Here is a 24,585-nt window from a genome sequence, read left to right on the forward strand (position 1 = left end):
GGGAAGAGCCATGGACACGCGCCTCACCGCCGAACAGGACGAGATCCGCCGTACCCTGCGCGAACTGCTCCACAAGCGCTGCGGCCCGGAGGAACGCCGTACCGCCCTCGACACCCCGGCCGGACACGACCCCGCCCTGTGGACCGCCCTCGCCGAACAACTGGGCCTGCCGGGACTCGCCCTCCCCGAGGCCCACGGCGGAATCGGCTGCTCGGCCACCGAACTCGCCCTCGCCTGCGAGGAGACGGGCCGCGCGCTCGCGCCCACCCCGCTGCTCGCCACCTCCGTGCTCGCCGCCCCGCTGATCCTGGCCCTCGGCACCGAGGACCAGCGCACCGCCCTGCTGCCCCGCCTCGCCTCCGGCGCGCTCACCGCCACCCTCGCCGTGCCCGGCACCGCCCTCGCCGCCGTCCTCACCCTGACCGGCGGCAACGACGGGCAGTGGGCGGGCGGCGGCCGGTCCGGAGGAGTGCAGGCGACAGCGGCCGGGGACGGGTGGCGGCTGTACGGGGAGGTGACGCAGGTACTCGACGGGCACAGCGCCGGACTGCTCCTCGTCGCCGCCCACGCCGGCGGCTTCGCGCGCTCCCGCGTCCGGCTCTTCCTGGTGGCGGGGGACGCGGCGGGGCTGACCCGGACCCGGCAGACCGCACTCGACGCCACCCGGCCCCTTGGGCGGGTGCAACTGCGCGACGTCGAAGCGCGGTTGCTCGGAGCCGACGACTCCGATGCGCTCGCCGCCCTCTCCGCCCTGGGCGACACGGTCGCCGCCGTGCTCGCCGCCGAGGCCGTCGGCGCCGCCGGCCGGGCGCTGGAACGCACCGTCGAATACGTGAAGCAGCGGGAGCAGTTCGGGCGGCTCATCGGCTCCTTCCAGGCGGTGAAGCACCGCCTGGCCGATGTGTACGTACAGGTGCAGGCGGCGCGCTCGGCCGCCTACTACGCGGCCTGGGCCGCGGCCGGGCATCAGGAGCGGGCGGGCGGCATCGCCCTCGCTCAGGCCCTGGAGGCGCTGCGGACGGCCGCCGCCGAGGGGATCCAGCTGCACGGCGGGATCGGCTTCACCTGGGAGCACGAGGCCCATCTGTACTTCAAGCGGGCCGCCGGTGACGAACTGCTGTTCGGCCCGGCGCACCGGCTGCGCGCCCGCGCGGCCGACACGGCACGGCTCTTCGAGGAGCGGTCCCGCACGGACAGGGAGGTGGCGGTCTGATGGCCGGCGTCAAGGACTTCGGTGTGCGGTTGGTGCAGAAGGTGTCCTCCACCAGGGCCTTCGCCAGGGTCGCCCCCCATGTGATCCCCGCCCTGGACCGGGCCGTGCACCGGGCGACCCGGGGCCGGGTGCTGCTCAGCGCGCAACTGCTGCCCGGGGTCGTCCTGACGGCCACCGGCGCCCGCAGCGGGCAGCCGCGCCGTACCCCGCTCGCCTGCATGCCGGAGGGCGGCGGCCGGGGCTGGCTGCTGGTCGGGTCCAACTTCGGGCGCCCCGGTCATCCCGCCTGGAGTCACAACCTGCTGGCCCGTCCCGACGCCTCGATCAGCTGGAAGGGCGAGGAGTTCCCGGTCACGGCCACGCTGCTGACCGGGGAGGAGCGGGCGGCGGCCTGGAAGGCGCTGCTGGTGTTCTGGCCGCCGTACGCGACGTACCAGAACCGCATCGAGCGGGAGATCCGGATCTTCCGGCTCGTACGACGCTGAGGGCTCCGGCTCCCCAGGCTGAGGGCTCCGGCTCCCTAGAGGGTCGCCAGCCGTTCCACCAGCAGGAACGCGCCGATGCCGAGCATCGCCGCGCCTGACGTGCGGGTCACCGCGCGGGCGGCGGCGGGGCGGGCGGACAGCAGGGCCCGGGACAGGGCGCCGACGCTCAGGTAGACGGCGGCGCAGCAGGCCATGTGGAGCAGGCCGAGGGCGGCGGTCTGGGCCGGCACGGGCAGATGGCCGCCGCCGAGGGTCAGGAACTGCGGCAGGATCGAGAAGTAGAGCAGCAGGCCCTTGGGGTTCAGGCCGCTGATCGTGGCACCGCGCAGAAAGACACGGGAGCCGCGATCCCGCGGGGCGTCCGGCGCCGCCCCGGGCGCCGTGGGCCTGCGCAGCACGCTCCAGCCCAGCCAGACCAGATAGCCGGCCCCCGCCACGGTGAGCGCCGTGAGCAGCCGGGGTGAGCCCGCGACCAGGACGGCGAGGCCCGCCGCGGCCAGCGCCGTGTGCAGCGCGTAACCGGCGACCAGCCCGGCGACGGCGGCGAGCACCGAGCGGCCGCGAAGTCCCGCGGCGATGACATAGGCCCAGTCCGCGCCGGGCACACACACCAACAGCAGGTCCAGGGCCAGGAAGGACAGCAGCGCTCCCGTATTCACACCGGGGACATTAGGCGTGAATGGCCCGAAAGTGTTCCCGAAGTTTGCCCAGAGTTCCCTGTTCTGAGCAAATATCTTTCTCATGGACGACGTGGACCAGAAAATTCTTGCCGAGCTTCAACAGGACGGGCGACTGACCGTGACCGAGCTGGCCGCGCGGGTGCGGCTGAGCGTCTCGCCGTGCCACCGGCGGCTGCGGGAGCTGGAGCGGGCCGGAGCCATCCAGGGGTACCGGGCGGTGGTGGACCCGGCCGCGCTGGGGTTGAACTTCGAGGCGCTGGTCTTCGTGTCCATGCGGCAGGAGGACCGGGACACGGTCGCCGAGTTCGAGCGGGCGGTGGGCGACGTGGAGCAGGTCCTCGACGCGCAGCGGCTGTTCGGGGAGCCGGACTATCTGCTCAGGGTGGCCACCGCCGACCTCGCCGCCTTCCAGCGGCTCTACGACGAGAAGCTGGCGACGCTGCCGGGGGTGCAGCGGCTGACCTCGACGCTGGTGATGAAGCACGTGGTGCGGGACCGTCCGCTGCCCGCATAGCGCGGCGGGCGGAAGTCCACCTGGGTGAACCACCGCCCGCGTGACAGGACTTGGGGCCGGAAGAAGAGGTGTGCCGGGAGTGCGGCCTACTTGGTCGGCTTCTTGCCGGTCACACCGAGATGCACCAACAGCGCGAGGTTCGGCTTGAGTTCGGCCTGCTTTACGCCCCAGGTCTGGAAACCCTTCTGGTGTCCGGCCACCGACGCGAGCATCGCGACCAGTGAGCCGGCCACCGCGGCGGGGTTCACGTCCTTGTCGACCCTGCCCTTCGACTGGAGTTCGGCGATCGAGTCGGTGAGGGAGTTGTTCACCGAGTTCAGGATCTTCATACGGAGCTTGTAGAAGCGTTTGTCGCCCTCGGCGGCCCCGAGGTCCACGACCCGCAGGATCGCGTCGTTTCTGCGCCAGAAATCCAGGAACCCGTCGACGAGTTCCTGTGCGGTCTGCCAGCCCGCCTTGCCGACCCAGGACCGCCCATCGAGCAGCTCGGTCAACCCGGCGCCCTCGGCGGCCATTTGATCGGCGATCTCCAGGACGGCACCCTCGACGTCCGGGAAGTACTGGTAGAAGGTCGCGGGCGAAGTGCCCGCCTTCCGGGCGACATCGATGACCTTGACGTCCCGGTAGGGAGACGAGCTGAGCATCTCGCTGAGGCAGTCGAGCAGCTTCTGGCGGGTCGCCTGCCCACGTCTGCCGGCCACGCGGCCGTCGACGGTACGCACTTGTCCTGTCATGCCGTCAGCTTACCGAGGGGTGATGGGAGCGCGATTCGGCCGACTGCAAATGGGGTGCGCCGGGGTGTGAGGGGTGGTGTGCCTGGTCTGCGGGGTGCGCGTGGCGCGGTTACTTTGGCGGCATGGCCGAAAACAGGGCATCGGTGTACGGAGAGGGCGTCCCGTGCTGGGTGGACGCACAGCTTCCCGACGTGGAAGCGGGCAAGCGGTTCTACGGTGAGCTCTTCGGGTGGACCTTCGACGCGGAGTCCGGACCCCTCGGCTCCTCCGTGTGGGCCCGCAAGGACGAGTCGCCGGTCGCCGCGCTCGCGCACAAGACGGACGGCCGTATGCCCACCGTCTGGACGGTGTACTTCGCGACGCCGGACGCCGAGGCGCTGTGCCGGCGGATCGTCGCGGCCGGCGGGCACGTCCTGCTGGCGCCGCTGCCGATCGGCCGGCTGGGCACGGCCGCCCTGGTCTCCGACCCCGAGGGCGCCGTGTTCGGGCTGTGGCAGGCGGAGGCCGGACACGAGGGCTTCGGTGCCCGGCACGAGCCGGGCACCTTCGGCTGGGCCCAGCTCTACATCCGGGACACCGACTCGGCCAACGCCTTCTACGGCCGCCTCTTCCATGACGCCCTGTTCGGCACCGGGCCCGAGCCCGACTTCGGGCGCGCGCTCGTCTCCGACGTGTTCCCGGCCGAGATGCCACCCCACTTCCTGGTCCACTTCCAGGTGGCGGACATCGAGGCCGCGACGGACACGGTCCGGCGGCTGGGCGGCCGGGTGCAGGCTCCACCATTCGAGACGTCGTACGGCACGGTGGCCGTCGTCACCGACAATCAGGGGGCTTCGTTCGCGCTGATGCAGCGGTGACGGGGCCCTGATTGCGGCACTGAAATCGGCGGCGCCATGCCAAAATGTCTCGCTTATCACGAGACACCCCGATTAATCACCGGGTTCGCAACCTGTGCCCGGGCCAGGAAGAATCAGGGTGCGTGCCGCCATGGCGGTGCGGTGGTGAGACGCTGCACGGGGTCGCGTACATATGTGGGTGACGTGACCCGTACGGGGAGGTGGCAGGCAAGTGGTGGATCAGCTGACACAGCACGATCCGCGGCGCATCGGACCGTTCGAGGTGCTGGGGCGGCTGGGGGCCGGCGGCATGGGGCTGGTCTATCTGGCGCGCTCGGCGTCCGGCCGGCGCGTGGCGATCAAGACGGTCCGTACGGAGCTCGCCGAGGACCAGCTCTTCCGTGTGCGCTTCACCCGTGAGGTGGAGGCGGCCCGCGCCGTGTCCGGCTTCTACACGGCCGCGGTGGTCGACGCGGACCCGCGTGCCGCCGTGCCGTGGCTGGCCACCGCGTACGTTCCCGCACCCTCCCTCGAAGAGATAGTGAACGAGTGCGGCCCGCTCCCGGCTCCGGCGGTGCGCTGGCTGGCCGCGGGCGTGGCGGAGGCCCTCCAGTCCATCCACGGCGCCGGACTCGTCCACCGGGACCTCAAGCCGTCCAATGTGCTCGTCGTCGAGGACGGCCCCCGCGTCATCGACTTCGGCATCGCGTCCGGCGTTTCGAACACCCGTTTGACCATGACCAACGTGGCCGTCGGCACCCCCGCCTACATGTCCCCCGAACAGGCCAAGGACTCCCGCAGTGTCACCGGCGCCAGCGATGTCTTCTCGCTCGGCTCCATGCTGGTCTTCGCCGCCACCGGACACCCGCCCTTCCACGGCGCCAACCCCGTGGAAACCGTCTTCATGCTGCTGCGCGAAGGCCCCGACCTGGCGGGACTCCCGGACGAGCTGCGCCCGCTCATCGAGTCCTGCATGCAGATGGAGGCCGTCGGCCGGCCCAACCCCGCCGACCTCCAGGCCCAGCTCGCCCCGCATCTGTTCGGCTCCGGCTCCGACGACAGCGGTACGGCCTCCGCGTGGCTGCCCGAGAAGGCGGTCGCGCTGATCGAGAACCGCCGCGGCGGCCGCCCCTCGGCCAAGCCCGCGCCCGCCGGACCGCGCAGCGGCGGCCGCGGCCCCGGTGTGCCGCCGCCGCCCGCCCACGACCCGATGGTCCCGGTCCCGCCGCTGCCGGTCGGCGCGCCCGACGGCGGCCCCGTCCAGCTGGCCGGTGCCAAGGTGCCCATCGGCCCCGGTCCCCGGGTCGCCGACGCCAGAGCCGCCGCCGTGAAGGCACCCCCGCCCGAGGCCGGACTCGTCGCCAGCTGGTCCCGCCCGCGCCCCGGCGTCGGCGGCGCCGATCCCGCCGTACCGGCCGCCCCGCCCGCGCCCTCGGAGGCCGCGTCCGGCTGGCGCCCCTGGCGCTTCCGCATGTCCAACGACGTCTGGGGCACCCCGGCCGTCGACGGCGACCTCGTCTACGTCACCTCCTTCGAGGTGCACGCCCTCGACGTGGCCACCGGCCGCCGCCGCTTCAAGACCCGGGACGTCGCCTGGTCGATGGCGGTCGCCGACGGCCGTATCCACGCCTCCGACGGCCCCACCCTCTTCGCGCTGGAGGCCCGCGAGGGCGACGACCTGTGGCGGCTGAACACCGACGCCTGGGTGTACTCCCTGCACGCCGACCGGGGCACGGTCGTCACCGGCACCCGCGGCGGCGGCGTCCAGGCCTGGGAGGCGTCCAGCGGCCAGAAGCTGTGGGAGATCACCGGCTGCCAGAGCGACTTCGAGTCCCCCGAGGCCGGGCCCGCCGTCCACGACGGCACCGTCTACGTCTGGCAGGACGCGCGGCTGCGCGCCCTGGAGGCACGCACCGGCGAGGAGCGCTGGTCCTACCCGATCGGCGACGCGGCGTCCTGCGGCGGAGTCCCCGTCCGGCTCACCCCCGCCCCCGACGGCCAGGTCTACATCTCGGCCGGCAGCCGGGTCCTGGCCATCGACGTGGCGAACGGCATGATCCGCTGGCACTTCGAGGCCCCCGCGGTCTTCCTCAGCCCGCCCACCTTCGTGCCCGGCCCCGCCGTGACCGGCGGCGGAATCTACCTCGCCGACTACCTCGGCACGGTGTACGCCCTCGACGCCGCCGACGGCCGCGACCGCTGGCGCATCGCCACCGAGGCCCGTGCCTCCATCGATCCGGTTCTGGTGGCCGCCGGTCACGTGCACGTCGGCAGCGGCAAGGGGCTCTACACCCTGGACGCGGTCACCGGCACCCCCAAGTGGCGCTTCCAGTCCGGCGGCGACATCGTGGGCGCCCCGGCGGTCGCCGAGGGCCGCATCCACTTCGGCTCCACCGACCACCTGCTGTACACCCTCAAGGCCGACGACGGCCGGCTCCGCTGGAAGCTCGCCACCGGCGGCGAGATCACCGGCTCGCCCGTGGTGAAGGACGGGGTCGTGTACGCGTGCAGCAAGGACCGTTGCGTCTATGCCCTGGACGCGGAGAAGGGCACCGGCACCGCGCGCACGACGTAGGGCCTGTCGTCCGGACCGTTCGGACCGGGCCGCGGACACGGGATCGGCTTCGTGCGCGGCGGTCGTCCGACGGTGACGTGATCGCGACAATCACTCGGTAGGGTGAAGGCATGCGATCACGGGGGCGAACGCTCAAATTCACGGCGGTGTCGGCGCTGGTGGTTCTCTCGCTGACCGGTTTCACGTCGGGACGCGGCCACGGACACGGCCATTCCGGCGGCGGGGGCGGCGGTTGCAGCAGCTCCGGCCAGGACCACGACGCGTCGTCGTCCGGCGGCGGGGCGTACAAGGACGACGACCACGGCGGTTCCGGCGGCGGTTCCGGCTCCTACCGGGATCCGTACGACGACACCGACGACTACGGCAGCGGCAGCAGTGGCGGCGGCACGAGCGCGCCGGCCTTTGCGGACGGAACCGCAAAGCTGCTGAGCTGCGCGACACCGAAGAAGCCGTACGCGACCGTCGAGGTCACCAACCCCAACGGCACCGCGACCCGCTTCGACGTCACCATCACCTTCGACGACGCCCGGGGCGCCGAGGTCGCCTCCGCGTCGGAGGAGGCCGTGGTGCCCGCGAACGGCAGGGCGACGGTGCAGTTGGAAGTACAGGGCGCCGACCGTGCCGCCCGGGTGGCCCGGTGCGACCTGGAGCCGGTCGCGGTGGCCTCCGGCTGACGGGCGTACACGGCACCCTCACCGGGTGCGATGTCCGCCGGGCCGCCGGGCGGTGAACAGCGCGGCCTGGCGCTCGCCGGACAGGTTGCCGAGCGCTATCAGATACGGCGCCTGCGCGAACCCACGCTCCCGCGCCGACTCCCGGGTCGTCCACAGGGCACGCACCGTGCCCTGCACCGCCTCGGCCGGCTGTCCGGCGATCACGGTCGCGCAGCGCACCGCCGCCGCCAACGCACCGCCCGGCTCGGTGAGTTCCGACACCAGCCCGATGGCGTGGGCCCGCTCGGCCCCGATCCGTTCGGAGTTGCCCATCAGCACCATCCGGGCGACCTCCCCGTACGGCATGCGCTGGGCCATCAGCACCGACTCGTAGGCGCTCACCATGCCGTACGTCGTGTGCGGGTCGAAGAAGCAGGCGGTGGTGTCGGCCACCACGAACTCGGCCTCCCCGAGCAGATAGAAGGCGCCCCCGCAGGCCATCCCGGACACGGCGGCGACGACGGGCTTCCACAGGTCGTTGGCCTTCGGCCCGATGGTGAGCAGTGGATCGTCCTGCATGTACGGCGACGACGGCTGCGGCACCACGGCGTCCCGGTCGAGTCCGGTGCTGAACGCCTTCTCCCCCGCTCCCGTGAGCACGACCGCCCGCACCGAGTCGTCGTACCGCAACGCCCGCCAGGTGCGCCTGAGTTCGGCGGCCATCGGCAGATCGATGGCGTTGAGCCGCGCGGGCCGGTCGAGGGTGACGACGGCGACCCCGGTCTCCTTGTCGGCGGCGACCCGCACACTCACGGCCGCTCCAGGATCCACTGGGGGAGCCCGGTGCCCGGATCCGGCACCATCCGCACCCGCGCCCCGATCCGCACCCGGCTCTCCGTGACGGAGTTCAGCGCCGCCCCAGGGGCACCGACCAGATTGCCGACGAGCCGGATCCGGGGCAGTTCGTCGAGCTCGACGAGGATCACGTGGTACGGCGCCTGCGCGGCGTAGTCGGGCAGCAGCGGCGGATGGGGCCGGACGTACGACCAGATCCGCCCCCGCCCCGCGGTGGGCCGCCATTCGCACGTGAAGGACCGGCAGTGCGGGCAGCAGGGACGCGGCGGGAAGCGGGGCTCACCGCACTCGCCGCATGCCTGCACACGCAACTCACCCCGGGCCGTGTACTCCCAGAAGGGAGCACCGTCGGTGTCGGTGACGGGAGACAGCACCAGGACTCAACTCCTCAGCAGCAGAGCGGAAGTGGGAACCCCCTCACCCGCCGTGACCAGGCAGGTGGCGGCGCCCGGGACCTGGGCGGTGCTGGTCCCGCGCAGTTGCTTCACGCCCTCGTTGATGAGGTTGAAGCCGTGCACATAGGCCTCGGAGAGTCCGCCGCCCCCCGTGTTGAGGGGCAGCCGCCCGCCGATCTCCAGGGCGCCTCCCTCGGTGAACGCCCCGCCCTCGCCCCGGTCGCAGAAGCCGTACCCCTCCAGCGAAAGCGGGATGAGCGGGGTGAACGCGTCGTAGATCTGGGCGACGTCCACGTCCTGCGGGGTGAAGTCGGAGTGCTTCCACAGATGGCGTGCGGCGGTCCAGGCGGGTCCGGTGAGGGGGTCGTCGTTCCAGTAGTTGACCATGCCGTGGTGCTGGGCGGGCAGTCCCTGGGCGGCGGAGTGGATGTACACGGGCGGCCGCCGGCAGTCCCGCGCCCGCTCGCTCGACACCACCACACAGGCCAACGCCCCGTCCGTCTCCAAGCAGTTGTCGTAGAGACAGAGGGGCTCGCTGATCCACCGGGAGGTCATGTACATCTCGCGGGTCAGCGGCCGGTCGTACATGATCGCGTCCGGGTTCTGGTTGGCCCGGTTCCGGCAGGCGAGGGCGACGTTGAAGAGGTGGTCCCTGGTCGCGCCGTACTCGTGCATGTACCGGCGCGCCAGCATGGCTATCTCGTCGGCGGGCCGGAGCAGCCCGAAGGGCCGGGTCCACTGCCCCGGGGTGCGCAGCTGCACGGCGGTGTTGGTCCACGGCCGCGGCCCGCTGCCCCGCTTCCGCGACCGCCAGGCGACCCCCACGGTGGCCTGCCCGCTCGCGATGGCGGCGGCGAGATGCGTGACGGTGGCACAGGACCCGCCGCCGCCGTACCCGACCTTGCTGAAGAAGGTGAGGTCCCCGAACCCGACCGACTTGGCCAGCTCGACCTCGTCCGTCTCCTCCATCGTGTAGGAGGCCAGGGCGTCGACCTCGCCCGGGTCGATCCCGGCGTCGTCGAGCGCCGCGAGCACGGCACGGCAGGCCAGGGCGCGCTCGTCCTCCGGCAGCCGCTTGGCGAAGGCGGTCTGTCCGATGCCGACGACGGCGGTGGCGTCCTTGAGCCCTGAACCGACCATGCCGCACACACCTCCACGAGGAATGCCACGTGCTGACAGTCCGTCAGGCTACAGCTAATCTGACGGGCAGTCAGCTATGTGTTTCGGGAAGGCTGGTGGGTCGTGGAGATACGCGCAGACGTGGAGTGGGCCAGCATTCCGGCCCTGGTCCGGTCGGCGGCGCAGCGGTACGCGGACGCCGAGGCGGTGGTCGACGGCCGTACGAGGATCTCGTACGCGGAACTCGGCGCCCGGGTGGAACGCGCGGCGGCCGCCTGCTTGGCGAGCGGCCTGGAAACCGGCGACCGGGTGGCCGTCTGGGCCCCCAACTCCCTCGACTGGATCGTCTCCGCACTCGGCGCGGTCTCGGCGGGCGCGGTCCTGGTCCCGCTGAACACCCGCTTCAAGGGCGCCGAGGCGGCCGACGTGCTGCGCCGCAGCGGAGCCCGGCTCCTGTTCGTCACGGGCACCTTCCTCGGCACGTCGTACGTGGCCTCCCTGCGCCGGGCGGCGGGGGAGGGGCCGGGCAGCGGCCCCCTGCCGGGCCTGCCCGCGCTGGAGCGGGTGGTGGTCCTCTCGGACGACGCCCCGGCCGACTTCCGCACCTGGAAGGACTTCCTGGCGGAGGGAGAGGGCACGGGGGCGGCGGAGGTGCGGCGCCGGGAGGCCGAACTGACCCGGGAATCCCTCTCGGACATCATCTTCACCTCGGGCACGACGGGCCGCCCCAAGGGTGCGATGATCACGCACGGCCAGACCCTGCGGGCGTACGACATCTGGGCGGACCTGGCGGGCCTGCGCGCTGCCGACCGCTATCTGATCGTCAACCCCTTCTTCCACACCTTCGGCTACAAGGCCGGGGTGATCGCCTGCCTGACGCGGGGCGCGACGATGATCCCGCAACCGGTGTTCAACGTGGCGACGGCGCTGGCGAACATAGCGGCGGAACGCGTGTCGGTCCTCCCCGGCCCGCCCACCCTCCACCAGCAGCTCCTCGACCACCCGGCTCGCGACGCCCACGACCTGTCCGCGCTGCGGCTGGTGGTGACGGGCGCGGCGGTGGTGCCGCTGCGGCTGGTGGAACGGCTGCGCGGCGAGCTGGGCGTGGACACCGTCCTGACCGCGTACGGCCTCTCGGAGGCGAGCGGCATCGTGACCATGTGCCGCAGGGAGGACGCCCCCACGGTGATCGCCTCCACCTCGGGACGGGCGATCCCCGGTACCGAGGTACGGGTCGAGGCTCCCGCAGGCACCCCCGGGGAGGTGCTGGTCCGGGGCTTCAACGTCATGCGCGGCTACTACGAGGACGAGGCGGCGACGGCCGAGACGATGACGGAGGACGGCTGGCTGCGCACCGGCGACGTGGGAGTGCTGGACGAGTCGGGCAACCTCCGCATCACGGACCGCATCAAGGACATGTTCATAGTCGGCGGCTTCAACGCGTACCCGGCCGAGATAGAGCAACTCCTCACCCTCCACCCCGACGTGGCGGACGCGGCGGTGATCGGTGTCCCGGACGCCCGCCTGGGCGAGGTGGGCAAGGCGTTCGTCGTACGACGGCCGGACACGGCCCTCACCGGCGACGACCTGATCGCCTGGTCCCGCCGGGAGATGGCCAACTACAAGGTCCCGAGAGCGGTGGAGTTCGTGACGGAACTACCGAGGAACGCGAGCGGGAAGGTGGTGAAGGGGGAGCTGCGGCGACGCCGACCCGGGTGACACACATACGGCCGCGGCGGCACCCCCTCCGCGCCGCCGCGGCCGTTCCCCCGTTTCCCCCGTCTCCCTCGACCCCCGTGCCCCGTGGCCCCGTGCCCCGTGACCCCAGTGCCCCCGTGGCCCCCGTGCCCCCGTGCCCCCCGTGTCACCCGATCCCGTGTCCCCCGACGTCGGGTGACGTCCTCAGGCCTTGTCAGGCCTTCTCGGAACCCGCGTGGTTCTCCATGGTCTTCAGGAGGTCCTTCGGGACAGAGCCCGCGTGGTTCTCGAGCGGCTTGATGTCCTCGCCCGCCGTGACGCTGCCCGCGTGGTTCTCCAGGGGCTTGGCCGTGGCGCCGTTGCCCGGGGTGCCGGCGTGGTTCTCCTGCGTGGTGAACTCGTTCGTCTGCGAGGTGTCGCTCATCGTCGGCAACTTTCTGTCGAGCGTCATAGAAGGATGGTCGTCCCGTCCGGCAGCCATCCCCCGAGGGCTGCCGGACGGTTACAAGGCCGTTCACCCTAGCGGTGCAGCCCAGCGCCGCTCCGTCTGCCCCCCGACACGACGGACCGGCGACAACCAGGATGCCGAACGGGGATAAACAAACGATGAATGCCGTGAGCCCCCAGGTCAGGCGGCGGCGATCGGGCGCAGCAGCGCCTTGACCTGTTCGGCCTCGGCCGCGCCGAACTGCTCGTGGATGCTGAGGGCTTCGCGCCAGCACGCCTTCGCCCGGTCGGTCTGGCCGAGCTGGCTGAGCGCCCGGCCCAGCGTCGTCAGTACGTTGGCCCGCATCCAGTCACCGCCGATGACCTGAAGCGCCAGGGCCTGTTCGGCGTGGCGGGCCGCGAGAGCATGCTCACCACCGACCAAGTGGGCCTCGGCGATACGGAAGTTGGCCGTGCCCTCCCAGAGCCGCTGCCGGTTCTCCTGGAACAGCCGCAGGGCCTCCCGCAGTTGGTCAAGAGCCTCGGACGCCCGGCCCAGCGCGCTGAGCGCGATACCGAGGGCCAGTCGTGCGTTGGCGACCCGGATGGTCAGCCCGAGCTGGTCGTAGATGGCCAGCCCCCGCCGGGCCAGTTCGACCGCGCTGGTCAGCCGCCCCAGTTTCACATGGATGCGGGACAGGTTGCACAGTGCGCTGGCCTCGCCCGGGAGGTTCCCGTCGGCGCGGTAGTTGGTGATCGCCTCCTGGAGATGCTTCTCGCCGTCGTCGTTGCGTCCCTGGTAGAGGGCGATGATGCCGCGATCGTTGGGGGCCCAGCAGCAGGGCGCGAGGTCGCCCGCGGCGCGCGCCAGCAGAGTGGCCAGGCGCGCCTCCTCGTCGGCCTGGTTGAACTTGTCCGAGACGAGCAGCGCGTTGGTCAGCGCGGTGCGTGCCCGGCCCTCGGCCCGGTCGTCGCCCACCTCGTGGGCCATGTCCCGCACCGCCACGGCGGTCGCCTCGTACCGGTACGAGTTCGCGCCCGACTCCGTCAGGTCCTTGGCGACCCAGAGCAGATCGACGGCCCGCCTCAGCATCCCCTGCCCCGCGCTCTGGCGCACACTGGCCAGGAGGCAGTCCCCTTCCGTGTGCAGCCAGTCGACCGCGGCCTTGGAGTCGGAGAACGTCAGACCCGGATGACGTGTCGCCTCCAGATGGTCCACCAGCCGGTCCCCGGGGCGTTCGATCGCGTACACGCCGGCCGCCGTCGCCAGATAGAAGTCCAGCAAGCGCGACATCGCCGCGTCGCGTTCCCCCGCCGGCCGCTCGTCGCGTTCCGCGCACGCACGCGCGTAGAGCCGGACCAGGTCGTGGAAGCGGTAGCGGCCGGGGGCCGCCGACTCCAGCAGGGAGGTGTCCACGAGGGACTCCAGCAGGTCCTCCGTGTCGTCGACCGGAAGGTCCAGTACGGCGGCGGCCGCCGCCAGTGAGACGTCAGGGCCGTCGGCCAGGCCCAGCAGACGGAACGCCCTCGCCTGGGCGGGCTCCAGCGCGCCGTAGCCGAGTTCGAAGGTCGCCTTGACCGCCAGGTCGCCGGCCTGGAGTTCGTCCAGGCGCCGGCGCTCGTCGGCCAGCTTCGCCGCCAGTACCGAGACGGTCCAGGTCCGCCGGGCGGCCAGCCGGGACGCGGCGATACGGATCGCCAGGGGCAGGAAACCGCACGCGGCGACCACGTCCAGGGCGGCCTCGCGTTCCGAGCCCACCCGTTCCTCGCCCACGATCTTGGTGAACAGGTCCAGTGCCTCGTCGGGGGACATCACGTCCAGGTCCACCAGGTGGGCCCCGGCCAGGTCCAGCATCCGGACCCGGGAGGTGACCAGGGCCGCGCAGCCCTCCATGCCGGGCAGCAACGGCCGTATCTGGGCGGCGTCCCGGGCGTTGTCCAGCAGGACCAGCACCCGCCGTCCGTCCAGCACCGAGCGGTACAGCGCCGCCCGCTCCTCGAGGGAGTCGGGGATGGCCGACTCGGGCGTGCCCAGGGCGCGCAGGAAGGACCCGAGGACCGTCTCCGGCTCGGCCGCCCGGGGGCCCGCGCCCTGGAGGTCGACGTACAACTGGCCGTCCGGGAAGGCGGTGCGCGCCCGGTGGGCGACATGGACCGCGAGTGTCGTCTTGCCCACGCCTCCGATGCCGGCCACCGCCGACACCGCCATCACCCTGCCCTCCGCCTCGGACGCCGACGCCAGCACCTCGCTCAGCTCGGTGACGAAGGCGGAGCGTCCCGTGAAGTCGGTAACGGTCGCGGGGAGTTGCGCCGGGCGCACCGGGACCTGCGCGGGCTCGGCCGCCGGGGCGGCCGGGGCGGCGAGCGCAGGGTCCGCCTGGAGGATCCGCTGCTGGAGCTCGCGCAGCCCGGGGCGCGGGTCCACGCCGAGTTCCTCGGCGAGCAGACGGCGGGTGTCGGCGTAGACCGCGAGGGCCTCCGCCTGGCGGCCGCTGCGGTACAGGGCCAGCATCAGCAGTTCCCGCAGGCGTTCGCGCAGCGGGTGGGCCGCGGTCAGGGCCGTCAGTTCCGAGACCGACTCGGCGTGGCAGCCCTGCTCCAGGTCCATGTCCAGGCGGGACTCCAGGAGTTGCAGCCGCCACTCCTCCAGACGGACCCGCTGGGCGTCGGCGTACGGCCCGGGCACTCCGGCCAGCGGCTCGCCGTCCCACACCGCGAGCGCCTCGTTGAGCACGTCCCGGGCCCGGCCCAGGTCCCCGGCGCCGCGCGCCTTCTCCGCGCCGGCCGCCAGTTCCTGTGCCGCGGTGAGGTCGAGCGCGCCGTCCCGCAGCCCCCGCACCGCGTAGCCGCCGGACTCGCTCACCAGGACCCCCGGGTCGAGGACCTTCCGCAGCCGGGACGCGTAGGTCCGCACCGCCGCCAGTGCCTGCGACGGCGGTTCGGGGCCCCACAGGGCGTCGATCAGCTCGGCCGCGGTCGCCGTCCTGCCCTCGCGCAGCAGCAGGGCGGCGAGCAGCGCCCGCTGCTGGGGGGAGCCGGTGTTGAGCGGCTCCTCGCCGCGCCAGGCGCGCACCGGGCCGAGCACGCTGAAGCGCAGCGCCGCCGACTCCTGTGCGGAGTCGGGGCGCCGCTGCTCCGGTACGCGCGGTACACCGTCCATGCCCGTCTCCCTAGACATCCCGAACCACTCCGTCAGTTTGCCTTGTTCATGGCAGATGCGTCAGCCGTGCGAGACGCCGATCACAGGCCGGCGGCTGCGGGGCACACAAGGCCCTCACAGGCTCTCCGCACGGTCGCACACAGACCCTGTCATCATCGCCGCCCACGGCATAGCTGACGGGTCGTCAGATCGGCGCTACGGTGAGCGCCATGGACACCCAGGACACCCAGGACGCCTCGGACACCCGCACCGAACTGCCGCGGATCATCTCCGTCGACGACCACACCGTCGAGCCCCCGCACGTCTGGCAGGACCGGCTCCCCACCAGGTACCGGAACACCGGACCGCGCATCGTCCGCGCCCCGCTGAAGGAAATGACCTTCCTCGGCGGCCGGTTCGCGCCGGTCATGGGCAGACAGGGCGACGACGGACCGATCGGCGACTGGTGGGTCTACGAGGACCTGCACCGGCCGCTCACCCGCCTCGACACCGCCGTCGGCTGCAGCAGGGACGAGATCCGGCTGGAGGTCATCACCTACGAGCAGATGCGCCCCGGCTCCCACGACGTCCCGCAGCGCCTGGCCGACATGGACGTCAACCACGTCCAGTCCGCCCTGTGCTTCCCGACCTTCCCCCGCTTCTGCGGCCAGACCTTCACCGAGGCGAAGGACCGCGAACTGGCCCTGCTGTGCGTGCAGGCCTACAACGACTGGATGGTGGAGGAATGGTGCGGGCCGCAGGCGCACGGCCGGCTCATACCCCTCACCCTCATCCCCCTGTGGGACGCCACGCTCGCCGCCGCCGAGGTCCGCCGCAACGCCGCCCGCGGGGTGCGCGCGGTCGCCTTCTCCGAGATCCCCCCGCACCTCGGGCTGCCCTCCGTACACACCGACGAATGGGATCCGTTCCTCGCCGCGTGCGACGAGACCGGCACCGTCGTGGCCATGCACATCGGCTCCAGCAGCCGGATGCCCTCCACCTCGGCCGACGCGCCGCCCGCCGTCGGCTCCACCATCACCTTCGCGAACTGCTGCTTCTCGATGGTGGACTGGCTGATGAGCGGCAAGTTCGAGCGCTTCCCCAACCTCAGGGTGATGTACGCCGAGGGGCAGATCGGCTGGATCCCGTACATCCTCGAACGCGCCGACGTGGTGTGGGAGGAGAACCGGGCCTGGGGCGGGGTCGCCGACAAGGTCACCCGGCCGCCGTCCGAGCTCTTCGCCGAGCACGTCTACGGCTGCTTCTTCGACGACGCCTTCGGGTTGCGCAACCTCGACTCCATCGGCGCCGGGAACGTCCTGTACGAGACCGACTACCCGCACTCCGACTCGACCTGGCCGAAGTCGAAGGAGGTCGGCGAGGCCCAGATGGGTCACCTGGCCCCCGACGTCGTCGAACGGATCGTACGGCGCAACGCCATCGACCTCCTCGGCCTCACCGACGACGGACTGTGGAGGGGGCCGAGGTGACCGACAAGGTGAACGAGACGGCCGAGGAGGCCTTCTCCTACGGCATCCAGCTCCCCGTCCAGTCCCAGAGCACCCTCTACACGGAGCCCTGGGAGGCCTCCGCCGGTCCCGCCGACCTGGTCGGGATCGCCCGCGCCGCCGACCGCGCCGGGTTCGGCTACCTCGCCTGCTGCGACCACGTCGCCATCCCGCGCCGCCTCGCCGCCGCCATGAGCACGGTCTGGTACGACCCCGTCGCCACCCTGGCCCACCTCGCCGCCGTCACCGAACGGATCCGGCTGCTCAGCCATGTCGCCGTCGTCGGGCTGCGGCACCCGCTGCTCACCGCCAAGCAGTACGCCACACTCGACCACCTCTCCGGCGGCCGCCTGATCCTCGGGGTCGGCGCCGGACACGTGGCGGAGGAGTTCGCCGCCCTCGGCGCGGACTTCCGGCACCGGGGGGCCGTGCTGGACGAGCAGATCGACGCGCTGCGCGCCGCGCTCGGACCCGACGAGTTCCCCGAGCACCACGGCAAGCTGTACGACTTCGAGGGGCTCGGGCAGCGGCCCCGGCCCGCCCAGGGCCGGGTCCCCCTCTGGGTGGGCGGATCCTCGCCCGCCGCCGTGCGCCGAGCCGCGCTCAAGGGCGACGGGTGGCTGCCGCAGGGCGATCCGCGGGACCGGCTGCCCGCCCAGATCGGCCGCATCCGGGAGTTGAGGGAACGGTCGGGCATCGAGGCGCCGTTCACCGTCGGCGCCATCACCGAACCCCTCTACGTCGGCACGCCCGCCTGGGACACCGGCCGCCGTACCCTCACCGGCGCCCCGGAGGCCCTCGCCGAGTCGCTGCGCGCCTACCGGGACATGGGCGTTCACCAGATCCAGGTGCGGTTCCGCTGTCGTGACCGTGCCGAACTCATCGACCAGATATCCACGTTCGGGGCGGAGATCGCCCCCGTACTTCAGCGCTGAGGAGTGGGCATGGGCAAGCTGGACGGACGTGTCGTGATCATCACCGGTTCGGCGCGCGGCCAGGGGGAGCAGGAGGCGCGGCTGTTCACCGGTGAGGGCGCCCGGGTCGTCGTCGCCGACGTGCTGGACGACCAGGGCGAGAAGCTGGCCAAGGAGATCGGCGCGCTCTACGTCCACCTCGACGTGCGCAGCGAGGCCGACTGGCAGGGTGCCGTCGCGGCCGTGAAGAAGGCGTACGGCCGCGTCGACGGGCTCGTCAACAACGCGGGCATCCTGCGGTTCAACTCCCTCGTGGACACCCCCCTCGACGAGTTCATGCAGGTCGTGCAGGTCAACCAGGTCGGCTGCTTCCTCGGGATACGGACCGTCGCCCCCGAACTGGCCGACGGGGGGACGATCGTGAACACCGCCTCGTACACCGCGCTGACCGGGATGGCGGCCGTGGGAACCTACGCGGCGACCAAGCACGCGGTCCTCGGGCTCACCAGGGTCGCGGCGCTGGAGCTGGCCGGCCGCCGGATCCGGGTCAACGCGATCTGCCCGGGCGCCATCGACACCCCGATGTCCAATCCGGCCCGGCTCGACCCGGCCGCGGATCCCGAGGAGATGACCCGGGCCCTGGACGAGCTGTACCGCAAGCTGGTCCCGCTCGGCCGGATCGGCCGCCCGGAGGAGGTGGCCAAGCTGGCTCTCTTCCTCACCTCGGACGACTCCTCCTACATCACCGGCCAGCCGTTCGTGATCGACGGCGGCTGGCTGGCGGGCGTGCAGGTGATCTGACGTACCTGACTGGCCATCAGCTATTGACGGTGCATCCCCGCGGTGCCACAGTCAGGCGCTAGCCAGCAATCTGACGGAGTGTCAGAAACGGAAGCCGAGATCGAACAGGGACGGTGATCCGCCTTGGAATTCGGGCTCTTTGTACAGGGATACGTGGGCAAGCGCGCCGAGAGCGACCCGCTCGCCGAGCACAAGGCGCTGATGGAGGAGACCGAGTACGTCATCCAGGGCGACAAGTCCGGTTTCAAGTACGCCTGGGCGTCCGAGCACCACTTCCTGGACGAGTACTCGCACCTCTCCGCCAACGACGTCTTCCTCGGCTACCTGGCCCACGCCACGGAGCGGATCCACCTCGGCTCCGGAATCTTCAACCCCCTCGCGCCGGTCAACCACCCGGTGAAGGTCGCCGAGAAGGTCGCCATGCTCGACCACCTCTCCGGCAACCGCTTCGAGTTCGGCAGCGGCCGGGGCGCGGGCAGCCACGAGATCCTCGGCTTCCTGCCGGGTATCACGGACATGAACCACACCAAGGAACTCTGGGAAGAGACCATCGCCGAGTTCCCCAAGATGTGGCTCCAGGACGAGTACGCCGGCTTCCAGGGCAAGCACTGGCAGCTCCCGCCCAGGAAGATCCTGCCCAAGCCGTACGGCAAGTCCCACCCGGCGATGTGGTACGCGGCCGGGTCCCCGTCGTCGTACGCCATGGCGGCGAGCAAGGGACTCGGCGTGCTCGGGTTCAGCATCCAGAAGGTCTCCGACATGGAGTGGGTGCTGGAGCAGTACAAGACCGCCATCGTGAACGCGAAGCCCGTCGGCGACTTCGTGAACGACAACGTGATGGTCACGACCACGGCGATCTGCGCGCCGACGCACGCCGAGGCGATCGACATCGCGGTCCGCGGCGAGCTGCACTACCTGCCCTCGCTGGTCTTCCGCTACCACGACACCTTCCCGCGCCCCGAGGGATTCCCGGTCTGGCCGGAGACGCTGCCCGAGTACACGCCGGAGTTCGTCGAGCTGCTCATCGAGGAGGAACTCCTGATCTGCGGCGACCCGGACGAGGTGCTCCGCCAGTGCAAGCGGTGGGAGCAGGCCGGGGCCGACCAGCTGAGCTTCGGACTGCCGGTGGGGGTGCCCAAGGAGGAGACGCTCCAGACCATCCGGCTCATCGGGGAGCACGTCATCCCGAAAATAGACACGGATCCCGTGCACCGGACTTCACGGTTCCGGGCGGGTGCGTGACCGCCGGAGCCGAGAAGGGGAGCCCTCATGCTTGATCACGTCATCAGGGGCGCGACCGTGGTCGACGGCACCGGCGCGCCCGCCGTCACCGCCGACGTCGGCATGCGCGACGGCCGCATCGCCGTCGTCGGCACGGTCACCGAGGAGTCCCGGACCAGCGAGGACGCCACCGGCCTGATCCTCGCCCCCGGGTTCGTCGACCCGCACACCCACTACGACGCCCAGCTCTTCTGGGACCCGTACGCGACGCCCTCCCTCAACCACGGGGTGACGACCGTCGCGGCCGGGAACTGCGGGTTCACCCTCGCGCCCCTCAACCCGGCCCGCCCCGAGGACGCCGACTACACCCGACGGATGATGTCCAGGGTGGAGGGCATGTCCCTGGTCGCGCTGGAGGAGGGGACGCCCTGGAGCTGGCACGGCTTCGGCGAGTACCTGGACGCCCTGGAGGGCCGCATCGCCGTCAACGCGGGCTTCATGGTGGGCCACTGCGCGCTGCGACGGTACGTGATGGGTCCGGACGCGGTCGGCGGACAGCCCACGCCCGGGCAACTCGCCGAGATGCTGCGGCTGTTCCACGAGGCGATGGACGCGGGCGCGTGGGGCTTCTCCACCACCCAGTCCAGCACCCACTCGGACGGCGACGGGCAGCCGGTGGCCTCCCGGCACGCGCGGTCCGCCGAACTGCTGGCCCTGGCCAAGGCCGTCGGGGAACACGAGGGCACCCAGATCGAGGCGATCGTGGCGGGCTGCCTGGACCAGTTCAGCGACGCCGAGATCGATCTCCTCGTGGAACTGAGCGCGGCCGCCGGACGCCCCCTGAACTGGAACGTCCTCACGGTCGACGCGGCGGTTCCGGAGCGGGTGCCCAGACAGTTGACGGCGAGCGAGCGGGCACGGAAGGCGGGCGGCCGGATCGTCGCGCTCACCATGCCGATCCTCACGCCGATGAACATGTCCCTCGGCACCTTCTGCGCCCTGAACCTGATCCCCGGCTGGGGCCCCGTCCTGGGGCTCCCCGTCCCCGAGCGCATCGCGAAGCTCCGCGACCCGGACGTGCGCGCGGAACTGCTGCGCCGGGCCCGGTCGAAGGAGGCGGGCGTCTTCCGGCGGCTCGCCGACTTCGGCCGGTACGTCATCGGCGACACCTACAGCGACGCCAACGCCGGGCTGACCGGCCGGGTGGTCCGCGACATCGCCGGGGAACGGGGACTGGACCCCTTCGCCTGCCTGGTGGAGATCTGCGCGGCCGACGACCTGCGTACGGTGCTGTGGCCGATGCCCACCGACAACGACCCGGCGTCCTGGGCGCTGCGGGCGGAGACCTGGCAGCACGAGGACGTCATGCTGGGCGGCTCGGACGCGGGCGCGCACCTGGACCGGATGTGCGGGGCGCCGTACACCACCCGCTTCATCGGGGACTGTCTGCGCGGCCGGAAGCTGGTGGGCGTGGAGCAGGCGGTGAAGATGCTGACCGACGATCCGGCGCGGCTCTTCGGGCTGCGCGAGCGCGGCCGGGTCCGGGAGGGCTGGTATGCCGACCTGGTCCTCTTCGACCCGGACCGGATCGACGCCGGCCAGGCCACCCTGGTGCACGACCTGCCGGGCGACAGCCCGCGTCTCGACTCCCGGGCGATCGGGATCCGGGCCGTGTGGGTCAACGGCGTCGAGGCGATCCGCGACGACGTGGTGAGCGGGGCCGTGCCCGGCAGGGTGCTGCGCTCCGGACGGGACACGAGGACGGTGAGCACACGGTGAGCCCGCCCGAACCGTCGGGCGGGCGGCTGTTCGTCGGCGGCGCCTGGGTGGAGCCCGAGCGCGGCCACTACGCCGTGGTGGACCCGGCGACCGAGGAGACCGTCGGCCTCGCGCCGGAGGCCTCGCCGCAGCAGGTCCGCGCGGCCTGCGCCGCCGCCCGGGAGGCCTTCGGCCCGTGGTCCCGCACACCGGCCGAGGAGCGGGCGGCCGTCCTCGGCCGGGCCGCGGACCTCATCCGCGGCAACCTGGTGCCGTACGCCGAACTGGCCCGGGCGGAGAGCGGCGCCACGACGGGCACGGCACGCGCGATGCAGGTGGGCGTGGCCGCGGCCCGCTTCCGGCGCTACGCGCGCGTCGAACCGGCCGAGTGGGCCGTCGCACCCCAGATCAACGAGGCCGGACCGATGGGCAGGGCGGGGGTGATGGGCGCGCTGGCCGTCCGCCAGCCCGTCGGCGTCGTCACCTGCGTCACCTCGTACAACAACCCGTGGGCCAACGCGGCCGGGAAGGTCGCCCCGGCGCTGGCGATGGGCAACACGGTGGTGGTGAAGCCCGCGCCGCAGGACCCGCTGTCCGTGTACCGGATGGCGGAGGCGCTGGAGGCGGCCGGTGTCCCGCCCGGAGTGGTGAACGTGGTCTCCGGCCGTGCGGTGGAGGTCGGCGAGGAGGCCGTCGCCTCCCCGGACGTCGACATGGTGAGCTTCACCGGTTCCACCGCGGTCGGGCAGCGCATCGCCGAGGTGTGCGGACGTTCCATGAAACGGCAGTTGATGGAGCTGGGCGGCAAAGGTGCGGCCGTCGTCCTCGACGACGCCGACCTCGGCTCGGCGGTGTCCGGGATCGGGACGACGTTCTCCTTCTACAGCGGGCAGATCTGCACGGCACCCACTCGGGTGCTGGCCCAGCGGGGCGTGTACGACCGACTGGTCCAGCAACTCGCCGCCTATGCACGCGGGTTGAAGGTGGGCGACCCCCGGGAGCCGGACACGGTCGTGGGCCCGGTGATCTCGGCCGCCCACCGCGACCGCGTGGAGTCGTACGTCGAACTCGCCCGCAAGGAGGGCGCGACCGTGGTCACCGGCGGTGCACGGCCCTCCCTCGACCGGGGGTTCTATGTCGCGCCGACGCTGCTCGCGGACTGTGCCAACGACATGAGGGCCGCCCGTGAGGAGATCTTCGGCCCGGTGGTGTGCGTGATCCCCTTCGACGACGAGGACGAGGGCATCGCCCTCGCCAACGACTCCGACTACGGCCTGATCGACTACGTCTGGTCGGGCGACGTGGCCCGAGCCTTCCGGGTGGCCCGTCGGCTGCGGGCGGGCGGGGTCGGGGTGAACACCGTCGGCCGCAACATGGAGGCGCCTTTCGGCGGCTTCAAGAAGAGCGGGGTGGGCCGGGACGTGGGCGTGTACGCCCTGCACGCCTACAGCGAGGTGCAGGCGATCGTCTGGCCGGGGTGAGGGGGCCGGTCTCTCGGGGGCTCTCAGGTCAGGCCCAGGAAGACGGGGTTGCTGAACGCGGCCAGCGCCCCCGGCAGCGGCCCCGCCGCCGTCTCGTGCCGCAACTCCACCCGTACGTAGGCCGCCCGCGCCGGTGTCGTGTGCCACTCGACCGTCCCCGTGCCCGACACCGGCAGCGGGCCGCCGGTGAACACCAGTCCCTGGTCGGTGACGAGGTTGAGCGTGCAGCGCGGTGCGCCCCCGGCCGTCACACGGACGGTCACCGGGGAGCCGCGGTCCACCCGCAACCGTTCGCCGATGCCCGCGTGTTCGCCGCGCGCACCGGAGACCGTGAACACGAGCGAGACGTTCCCGGACTCGGCCACGTACGAGCGGCCCGCGCGCAGCCCCTCCTGGATGGCCTCGCGGGTCAGGTCGTCGGCCAGGACCACCGTCTGCGGGGAACCGACCGGGTCGGGAGAGCGATGGGCGTCGCTGTTGCCCATCGCGGGCAGCCACCGGCCGTGGCCCTCGCGCGCCGCCGTCACCAGCGTGTTGTCCCACTCGGCCAGCGTCACCTCGTCGTCCGGGGTGTAGGGCCCGTTCCACACCTCCACCGCGTCCGCCTCCGCGAACCCGAACTTCCAGCCGCAGCCCACGCACGTGGCGTGCGGATGGGCCGGGACGACCAGGCCGCCCGCCCGGTGGATCTGCCGGGCGAACCGGGCCCAGCGGTTGTCGCGCGCCCGGTAGCGCCAGTCGACGAACGTGCCCGGGTCGACGCCCAGGGCGAGCACGTGGCCGTTGCGGGTCGTCACCTCCTCGCCCAGCATGACCAGCAGGTCGTCGCCCGCCACGTCGGCCCAGTGGGCGTGCGAGGAGTGGGTGTTGTGGTCCGAGGTGTTGATGAAGTCGAGTCCCGCCGACCGGGCCAGTGCCGCGATCTCGGCCGGCGTACGGCGGCCGTCCGAGTGCCAGGAGTGCAGGTGGCAGTCGCCCCGGTACCAGGCGCGGCCCCGGCCCTTCGCCCGCGCCGGGGGGTACACGGGTGCGGGCGCACCGCCGGGCGGGCCGTCGCCGTACGTGAGCGTGATCGTGACCTCGTACGCCAGCCCCTGTGGCGCCACCGTGTAGGGGCCCAGCGCGATGTGCCAGGTGCCGGGGCGGAGCGGGCCCGGGAGATAGCCGGGGGTGGCGTCGTCCGCGCGGAGGAAGAACTCGGTGCGCGCGCCGCCGGACCAGCCGCGGAAGCCCTCCCCGCCCAGGTCGGTGCCGCGCTCGTCGAAGATGCCGATGTCGAGGGCGTTGCCCGGGGTGCCGGCCGGAACCGACGGTCGGTCGTAGGAGTAGGCGACCTTGATCTCGCGGACGCCCGCGGGGATGGCGACGGGCAGGTACACGAAGTCGGGGGAGCCGGCGGGCAGCGTGCCGCGCACCGTTCTCGTCTCCTGGCCGTCGGCCGCCGCCGCGGCGGAACCCTGGGGGAAGCTCACGGTGGCCAACGTAAGCGCGGTCGCGGCGCCCGTCACGAACAAAGCGCGCCTTGCGATGCCGTGGTCGTCCTCGCACATGGTGTCGCTCCCGACGTGTCGGATGACAGG

Annotated in this window: 21 protein-coding genes; 13 read left to right on the forward strand and 8 right to left on the reverse strand. The window is 72.2% G+C overall.

What is annotated here, in order from left to right; translation table 11 throughout:
* Window positions 1-10 precede the first annotated feature (10 nt).
* The gene (locus tag ACIPK3_RS15330; protein WP_402569824.1) at window positions 11-1,213 is read left to right on the forward strand and encodes an acyl-CoA dehydrogenase family protein; all 1,203 of its coding nucleotides are present in this window, start codon (window positions 11-13) and stop codon (window positions 1,211-1,213) included.
* A complete protein-coding gene (locus tag ACIPK3_RS15335; RefSeq protein ID WP_402569826.1) occupies window positions 1,213-1,698 on the forward strand; it encodes a nitroreductase family deazaflavin-dependent oxidoreductase in 486 nt (161 codons plus the stop codon). The genes ACIPK3_RS15330 and ACIPK3_RS15335 overlap by 1 nt, the downstream gene beginning before the upstream one ends.
* Window positions 1,699-1,733: 35 nt before the next feature.
* On the opposite strand, the gene ACIPK3_RS15340 is transcribed toward ACIPK3_RS15335, so the two are convergent.
* Window positions 1,734-2,357: a LysE family translocator gene (locus tag ACIPK3_RS15340; RefSeq protein WP_402569828.1), complete on the reverse strand. Its 624-nt coding sequence runs from the start codon at window positions 2,355-2,357 to the stop codon at window positions 1,734-1,736.
* 82 nt (window positions 2,358-2,439) lie between these two features.
* Here ACIPK3_RS15340 and ACIPK3_RS15345 point away from each other — a divergent pair, with 82 nt between their 5' ends.
* Window positions 2,440-2,892 (forward strand): Lrp/AsnC family transcriptional regulator, encoded by a 453-nt coding sequence (locus ACIPK3_RS15345; protein WP_402569830.1) that lies wholly within the window; start codon window positions 2,440-2,442, stop codon window positions 2,890-2,892.
* Window positions 2,893-2,978: 86 nt separating this feature from the next.
* Here the strand turns inward: ACIPK3_RS15345 and ACIPK3_RS15350 are convergent, their stop codons facing one another.
* Complete coding sequence (locus ACIPK3_RS15350; RefSeq protein ID WP_402570200.1) at window positions 2,979-3,614, reverse strand: TetR family transcriptional regulator; 636 nt, start codon at window positions 3,612-3,614, stop codon at window positions 2,979-2,981.
* Between the two features lie 134 nt (window positions 3,615-3,748).
* Between ACIPK3_RS15350 and ACIPK3_RS15355 the strand changes: the two genes are divergently transcribed.
* From ACIPK3_RS15355 to ACIPK3_RS15365, 3 genes are all read left to right on the forward strand, one after another.
* Window positions 3,749-4,483, forward strand: coding sequence for a VOC family protein (locus tag ACIPK3_RS15355; protein ID WP_402569832.1), 735 nt, complete (start codon window positions 3,749-3,751; stop codon window positions 4,481-4,483).
* 211 nt (window positions 4,484-4,694) lie between these two features.
* A complete protein-coding gene (locus ACIPK3_RS15360) occupies window positions 4,695-7,037 on the forward strand; it encodes a PQQ-binding-like beta-propeller repeat protein (RefSeq protein ID WP_402569834.1) in 2,343 nt (780 codons plus the stop codon).
* A gap of 110 nt (window positions 7,038-7,147) precedes the next feature.
* Window positions 7,148-7,711, forward strand: a complete 564-nt coding sequence (locus ACIPK3_RS15365) for a hypothetical protein (protein ID WP_402569836.1) — start codon at window positions 7,148-7,150, stop codon at window positions 7,709-7,711.
* A gap of 18 nt (window positions 7,712-7,729) precedes the next feature.
* On the opposite strand, the gene ACIPK3_RS15370 is transcribed toward ACIPK3_RS15365, so the two are convergent.
* The 3 genes from ACIPK3_RS15370 to ACIPK3_RS15380 are packed head-to-tail and all read right to left on the reverse strand — an operon-like array spanning window position 7,730 to window position 10,080.
* A complete protein-coding gene (locus tag ACIPK3_RS15370) occupies window positions 7,730-8,503 on the reverse strand; it encodes an enoyl-CoA hydratase/isomerase family protein (RefSeq protein WP_402569838.1) in 774 nt (257 codons plus the stop codon).
* A complete protein-coding gene (locus ACIPK3_RS15375; RefSeq protein ID WP_402569839.1) occupies window positions 8,500-8,919 on the reverse strand; it encodes a Zn-ribbon domain-containing OB-fold protein in 420 nt (139 codons plus the stop codon). Before ACIPK3_RS15375 ends, ACIPK3_RS15370 begins: the two co-directional genes overlap by 4 nt.
* A gap of 6 nt (window positions 8,920-8,925) precedes the next feature.
* Complete coding sequence (locus ACIPK3_RS15380) at window positions 8,926-10,080, reverse strand: lipid-transfer protein (RefSeq protein WP_402569840.1); 1,155 nt, start codon at window positions 10,078-10,080, stop codon at window positions 8,926-8,928.
* 108 nt (window positions 10,081-10,188) lie between these two features.
* On the opposite strand from ACIPK3_RS15380, the gene ACIPK3_RS15385 reads away from it, so the two are divergent.
* On the forward strand, window positions 10,189-11,778 hold the full coding sequence (locus ACIPK3_RS15385) for a FadD3 family acyl-CoA ligase (RefSeq protein ID WP_402570202.1): 1,590 nt from the start codon (window positions 10,189-10,191) through the stop codon (window positions 11,776-11,778).
* A gap of 193 nt (window positions 11,779-11,971) precedes the next feature.
* On the opposite strand, the gene ACIPK3_RS15390 is transcribed toward ACIPK3_RS15385, so the two are convergent.
* Both ACIPK3_RS15390 and ACIPK3_RS15395 read right to left on the reverse strand, forming a co-directional pair.
* Window positions 11,972-12,208, reverse strand: a complete 237-nt coding sequence (locus ACIPK3_RS15390; RefSeq protein ID WP_402569842.1) for a hypothetical protein — start codon at window positions 12,206-12,208, stop codon at window positions 11,972-11,974.
* 177 nt (window positions 12,209-12,385) lie between these two features.
* Window positions 12,386-15,343: an AfsR/SARP family transcriptional regulator gene (locus tag ACIPK3_RS15395; protein WP_402569843.1), complete on the reverse strand. Its 2,958-nt coding sequence runs from the start codon at window positions 15,341-15,343 to the stop codon at window positions 12,386-12,388.
* A 209-nt stretch (window positions 15,344-15,552) separates the two neighbouring features.
* Between ACIPK3_RS15395 and ACIPK3_RS15400 the strand changes: the two genes are divergently transcribed.
* The 6 genes from ACIPK3_RS15400 to ACIPK3_RS15425 all read left to right on the forward strand — a co-directional run bounded on the left by ACIPK3_RS15400 (window position 15,553) and on the right by ACIPK3_RS15425 (window position 23,005).
* A complete protein-coding gene (locus tag ACIPK3_RS15400) occupies window positions 15,553-16,812 on the forward strand; it encodes an amidohydrolase family protein (RefSeq protein ID WP_402569845.1) in 1,260 nt (419 codons plus the stop codon).
* On the forward strand, window positions 16,809-17,765 hold the full coding sequence (locus tag ACIPK3_RS15405) for an LLM class F420-dependent oxidoreductase (RefSeq protein ID WP_402569847.1): 957 nt from the start codon (window positions 16,809-16,811) through the stop codon (window positions 17,763-17,765). The genes ACIPK3_RS15400 and ACIPK3_RS15405 overlap by 4 nt, the downstream gene beginning before the upstream one ends.
* Window positions 17,766-17,774: 9 nt before the next feature.
* On the forward strand, window positions 17,775-18,545 hold the full coding sequence (locus ACIPK3_RS15410) for an SDR family NAD(P)-dependent oxidoreductase (RefSeq protein WP_402569849.1): 771 nt from the start codon (window positions 17,775-17,777) through the stop codon (window positions 18,543-18,545).
* A gap of 123 nt (window positions 18,546-18,668) precedes the next feature.
* Window positions 18,669-19,787 (forward strand): LLM class flavin-dependent oxidoreductase, encoded by a 1,119-nt coding sequence (locus ACIPK3_RS15415; RefSeq protein ID WP_402569851.1) that lies wholly within the window; start codon window positions 18,669-18,671, stop codon window positions 19,785-19,787.
* A gap of 27 nt (window positions 19,788-19,814) precedes the next feature.
* A complete protein-coding gene (locus ACIPK3_RS15420; protein WP_402569852.1) occupies window positions 19,815-21,545 on the forward strand; it encodes an amidohydrolase family protein in 1,731 nt (576 codons plus the stop codon).
* Entirely contained in the window at window positions 21,542-23,005 is a 1,464-nt protein-coding gene (locus tag ACIPK3_RS15425) for an aldehyde dehydrogenase family protein (protein ID WP_402569854.1), read from the forward strand. The genes ACIPK3_RS15420 and ACIPK3_RS15425 overlap by 4 nt, the downstream gene beginning before the upstream one ends.
* A gap of 23 nt (window positions 23,006-23,028) precedes the next feature.
* On the opposite strand, the gene ACIPK3_RS15430 is transcribed toward ACIPK3_RS15425, so the two are convergent.
* Window positions 23,029-24,555 (reverse strand): CehA/McbA family metallohydrolase, encoded by a 1,527-nt coding sequence (locus ACIPK3_RS15430; RefSeq protein ID WP_402569856.1) that lies wholly within the window; start codon window positions 24,553-24,555, stop codon window positions 23,029-23,031.
* Between the last annotated feature and the right edge of the window lie 30 nt (window positions 24,556-24,585).

Origin of the sequence: Streptomyces sp. NPDC086787, assembly GCF_044745865.1 — a bacterium.
Lineage (GTDB): Bacteria > Actinomycetota > Actinomycetes > Streptomycetales > Streptomycetaceae > Streptomyces.

Coding starts and splice junctions, on each gene's coding strand:
- ACIPK3_RS15330 (WP_402569824.1), top strand. CDS start 11: ATGGACACGCGCCTCACCGCCGAACAGGACGAGATCCGCCGTACCCTG.
- ACIPK3_RS15335 (WP_402569826.1), top strand. CDS start 1,213: ATGGCCGGCGTCAAGGACTTCGGTGTGCGGTTGGTGCAGAAGGTGTCC.
- ACIPK3_RS15345 (WP_402569830.1), top strand. CDS start 2,440: ATGGACGACGTGGACCAGAAAATTCTTGCCGAGCTTCAACAGGACGGG.
- ACIPK3_RS15355 (WP_402569832.1), top strand. CDS start 3,749: ATGGCCGAAAACAGGGCATCGGTGTACGGAGAGGGCGTCCCGTGCTGG.
- ACIPK3_RS15365 (WP_402569836.1), top strand. CDS start 7,148: ATGCGATCACGGGGGCGAACGCTCAAATTCACGGCGGTGTCGGCGCTG.
- ACIPK3_RS15380 (WP_402569840.1), bottom strand. CDS start 10,080: ATGGTCGGTTCAGGGCTCAAGGACGCCACCGCCGTCGTCGGCATCGGA.
- ACIPK3_RS15390 (WP_402569842.1), bottom strand. CDS start 12,208: ATGACGCTCGACAGAAAGTTGCCGACGATGAGCGACACCTCGCAGACG.
- ACIPK3_RS15395 (WP_402569843.1), bottom strand. CDS start 15,343: ATGGACGGTGTACCGCGCGTACCGGAGCAGCGGCGCCCCGACTCCGCA.
- ACIPK3_RS15400 (WP_402569845.1), top strand. CDS start 15,553: ATGGACACCCAGGACACCCAGGACGCCTCGGACACCCGCACCGAACTG.
- ACIPK3_RS15410 (WP_402569849.1), top strand. CDS start 17,775: ATGGGCAAGCTGGACGGACGTGTCGTGATCATCACCGGTTCGGCGCGC.
- ACIPK3_RS15420 (WP_402569852.1), top strand. CDS start 19,815: ATGCTTGATCACGTCATCAGGGGCGCGACCGTGGTCGACGGCACCGGC.
- ACIPK3_RS15430 (WP_402569856.1), bottom strand. CDS start 24,555: ATGTGCGAGGACGACCACGGCATCGCAAGGCGCGCTTTGTTCGTGACG.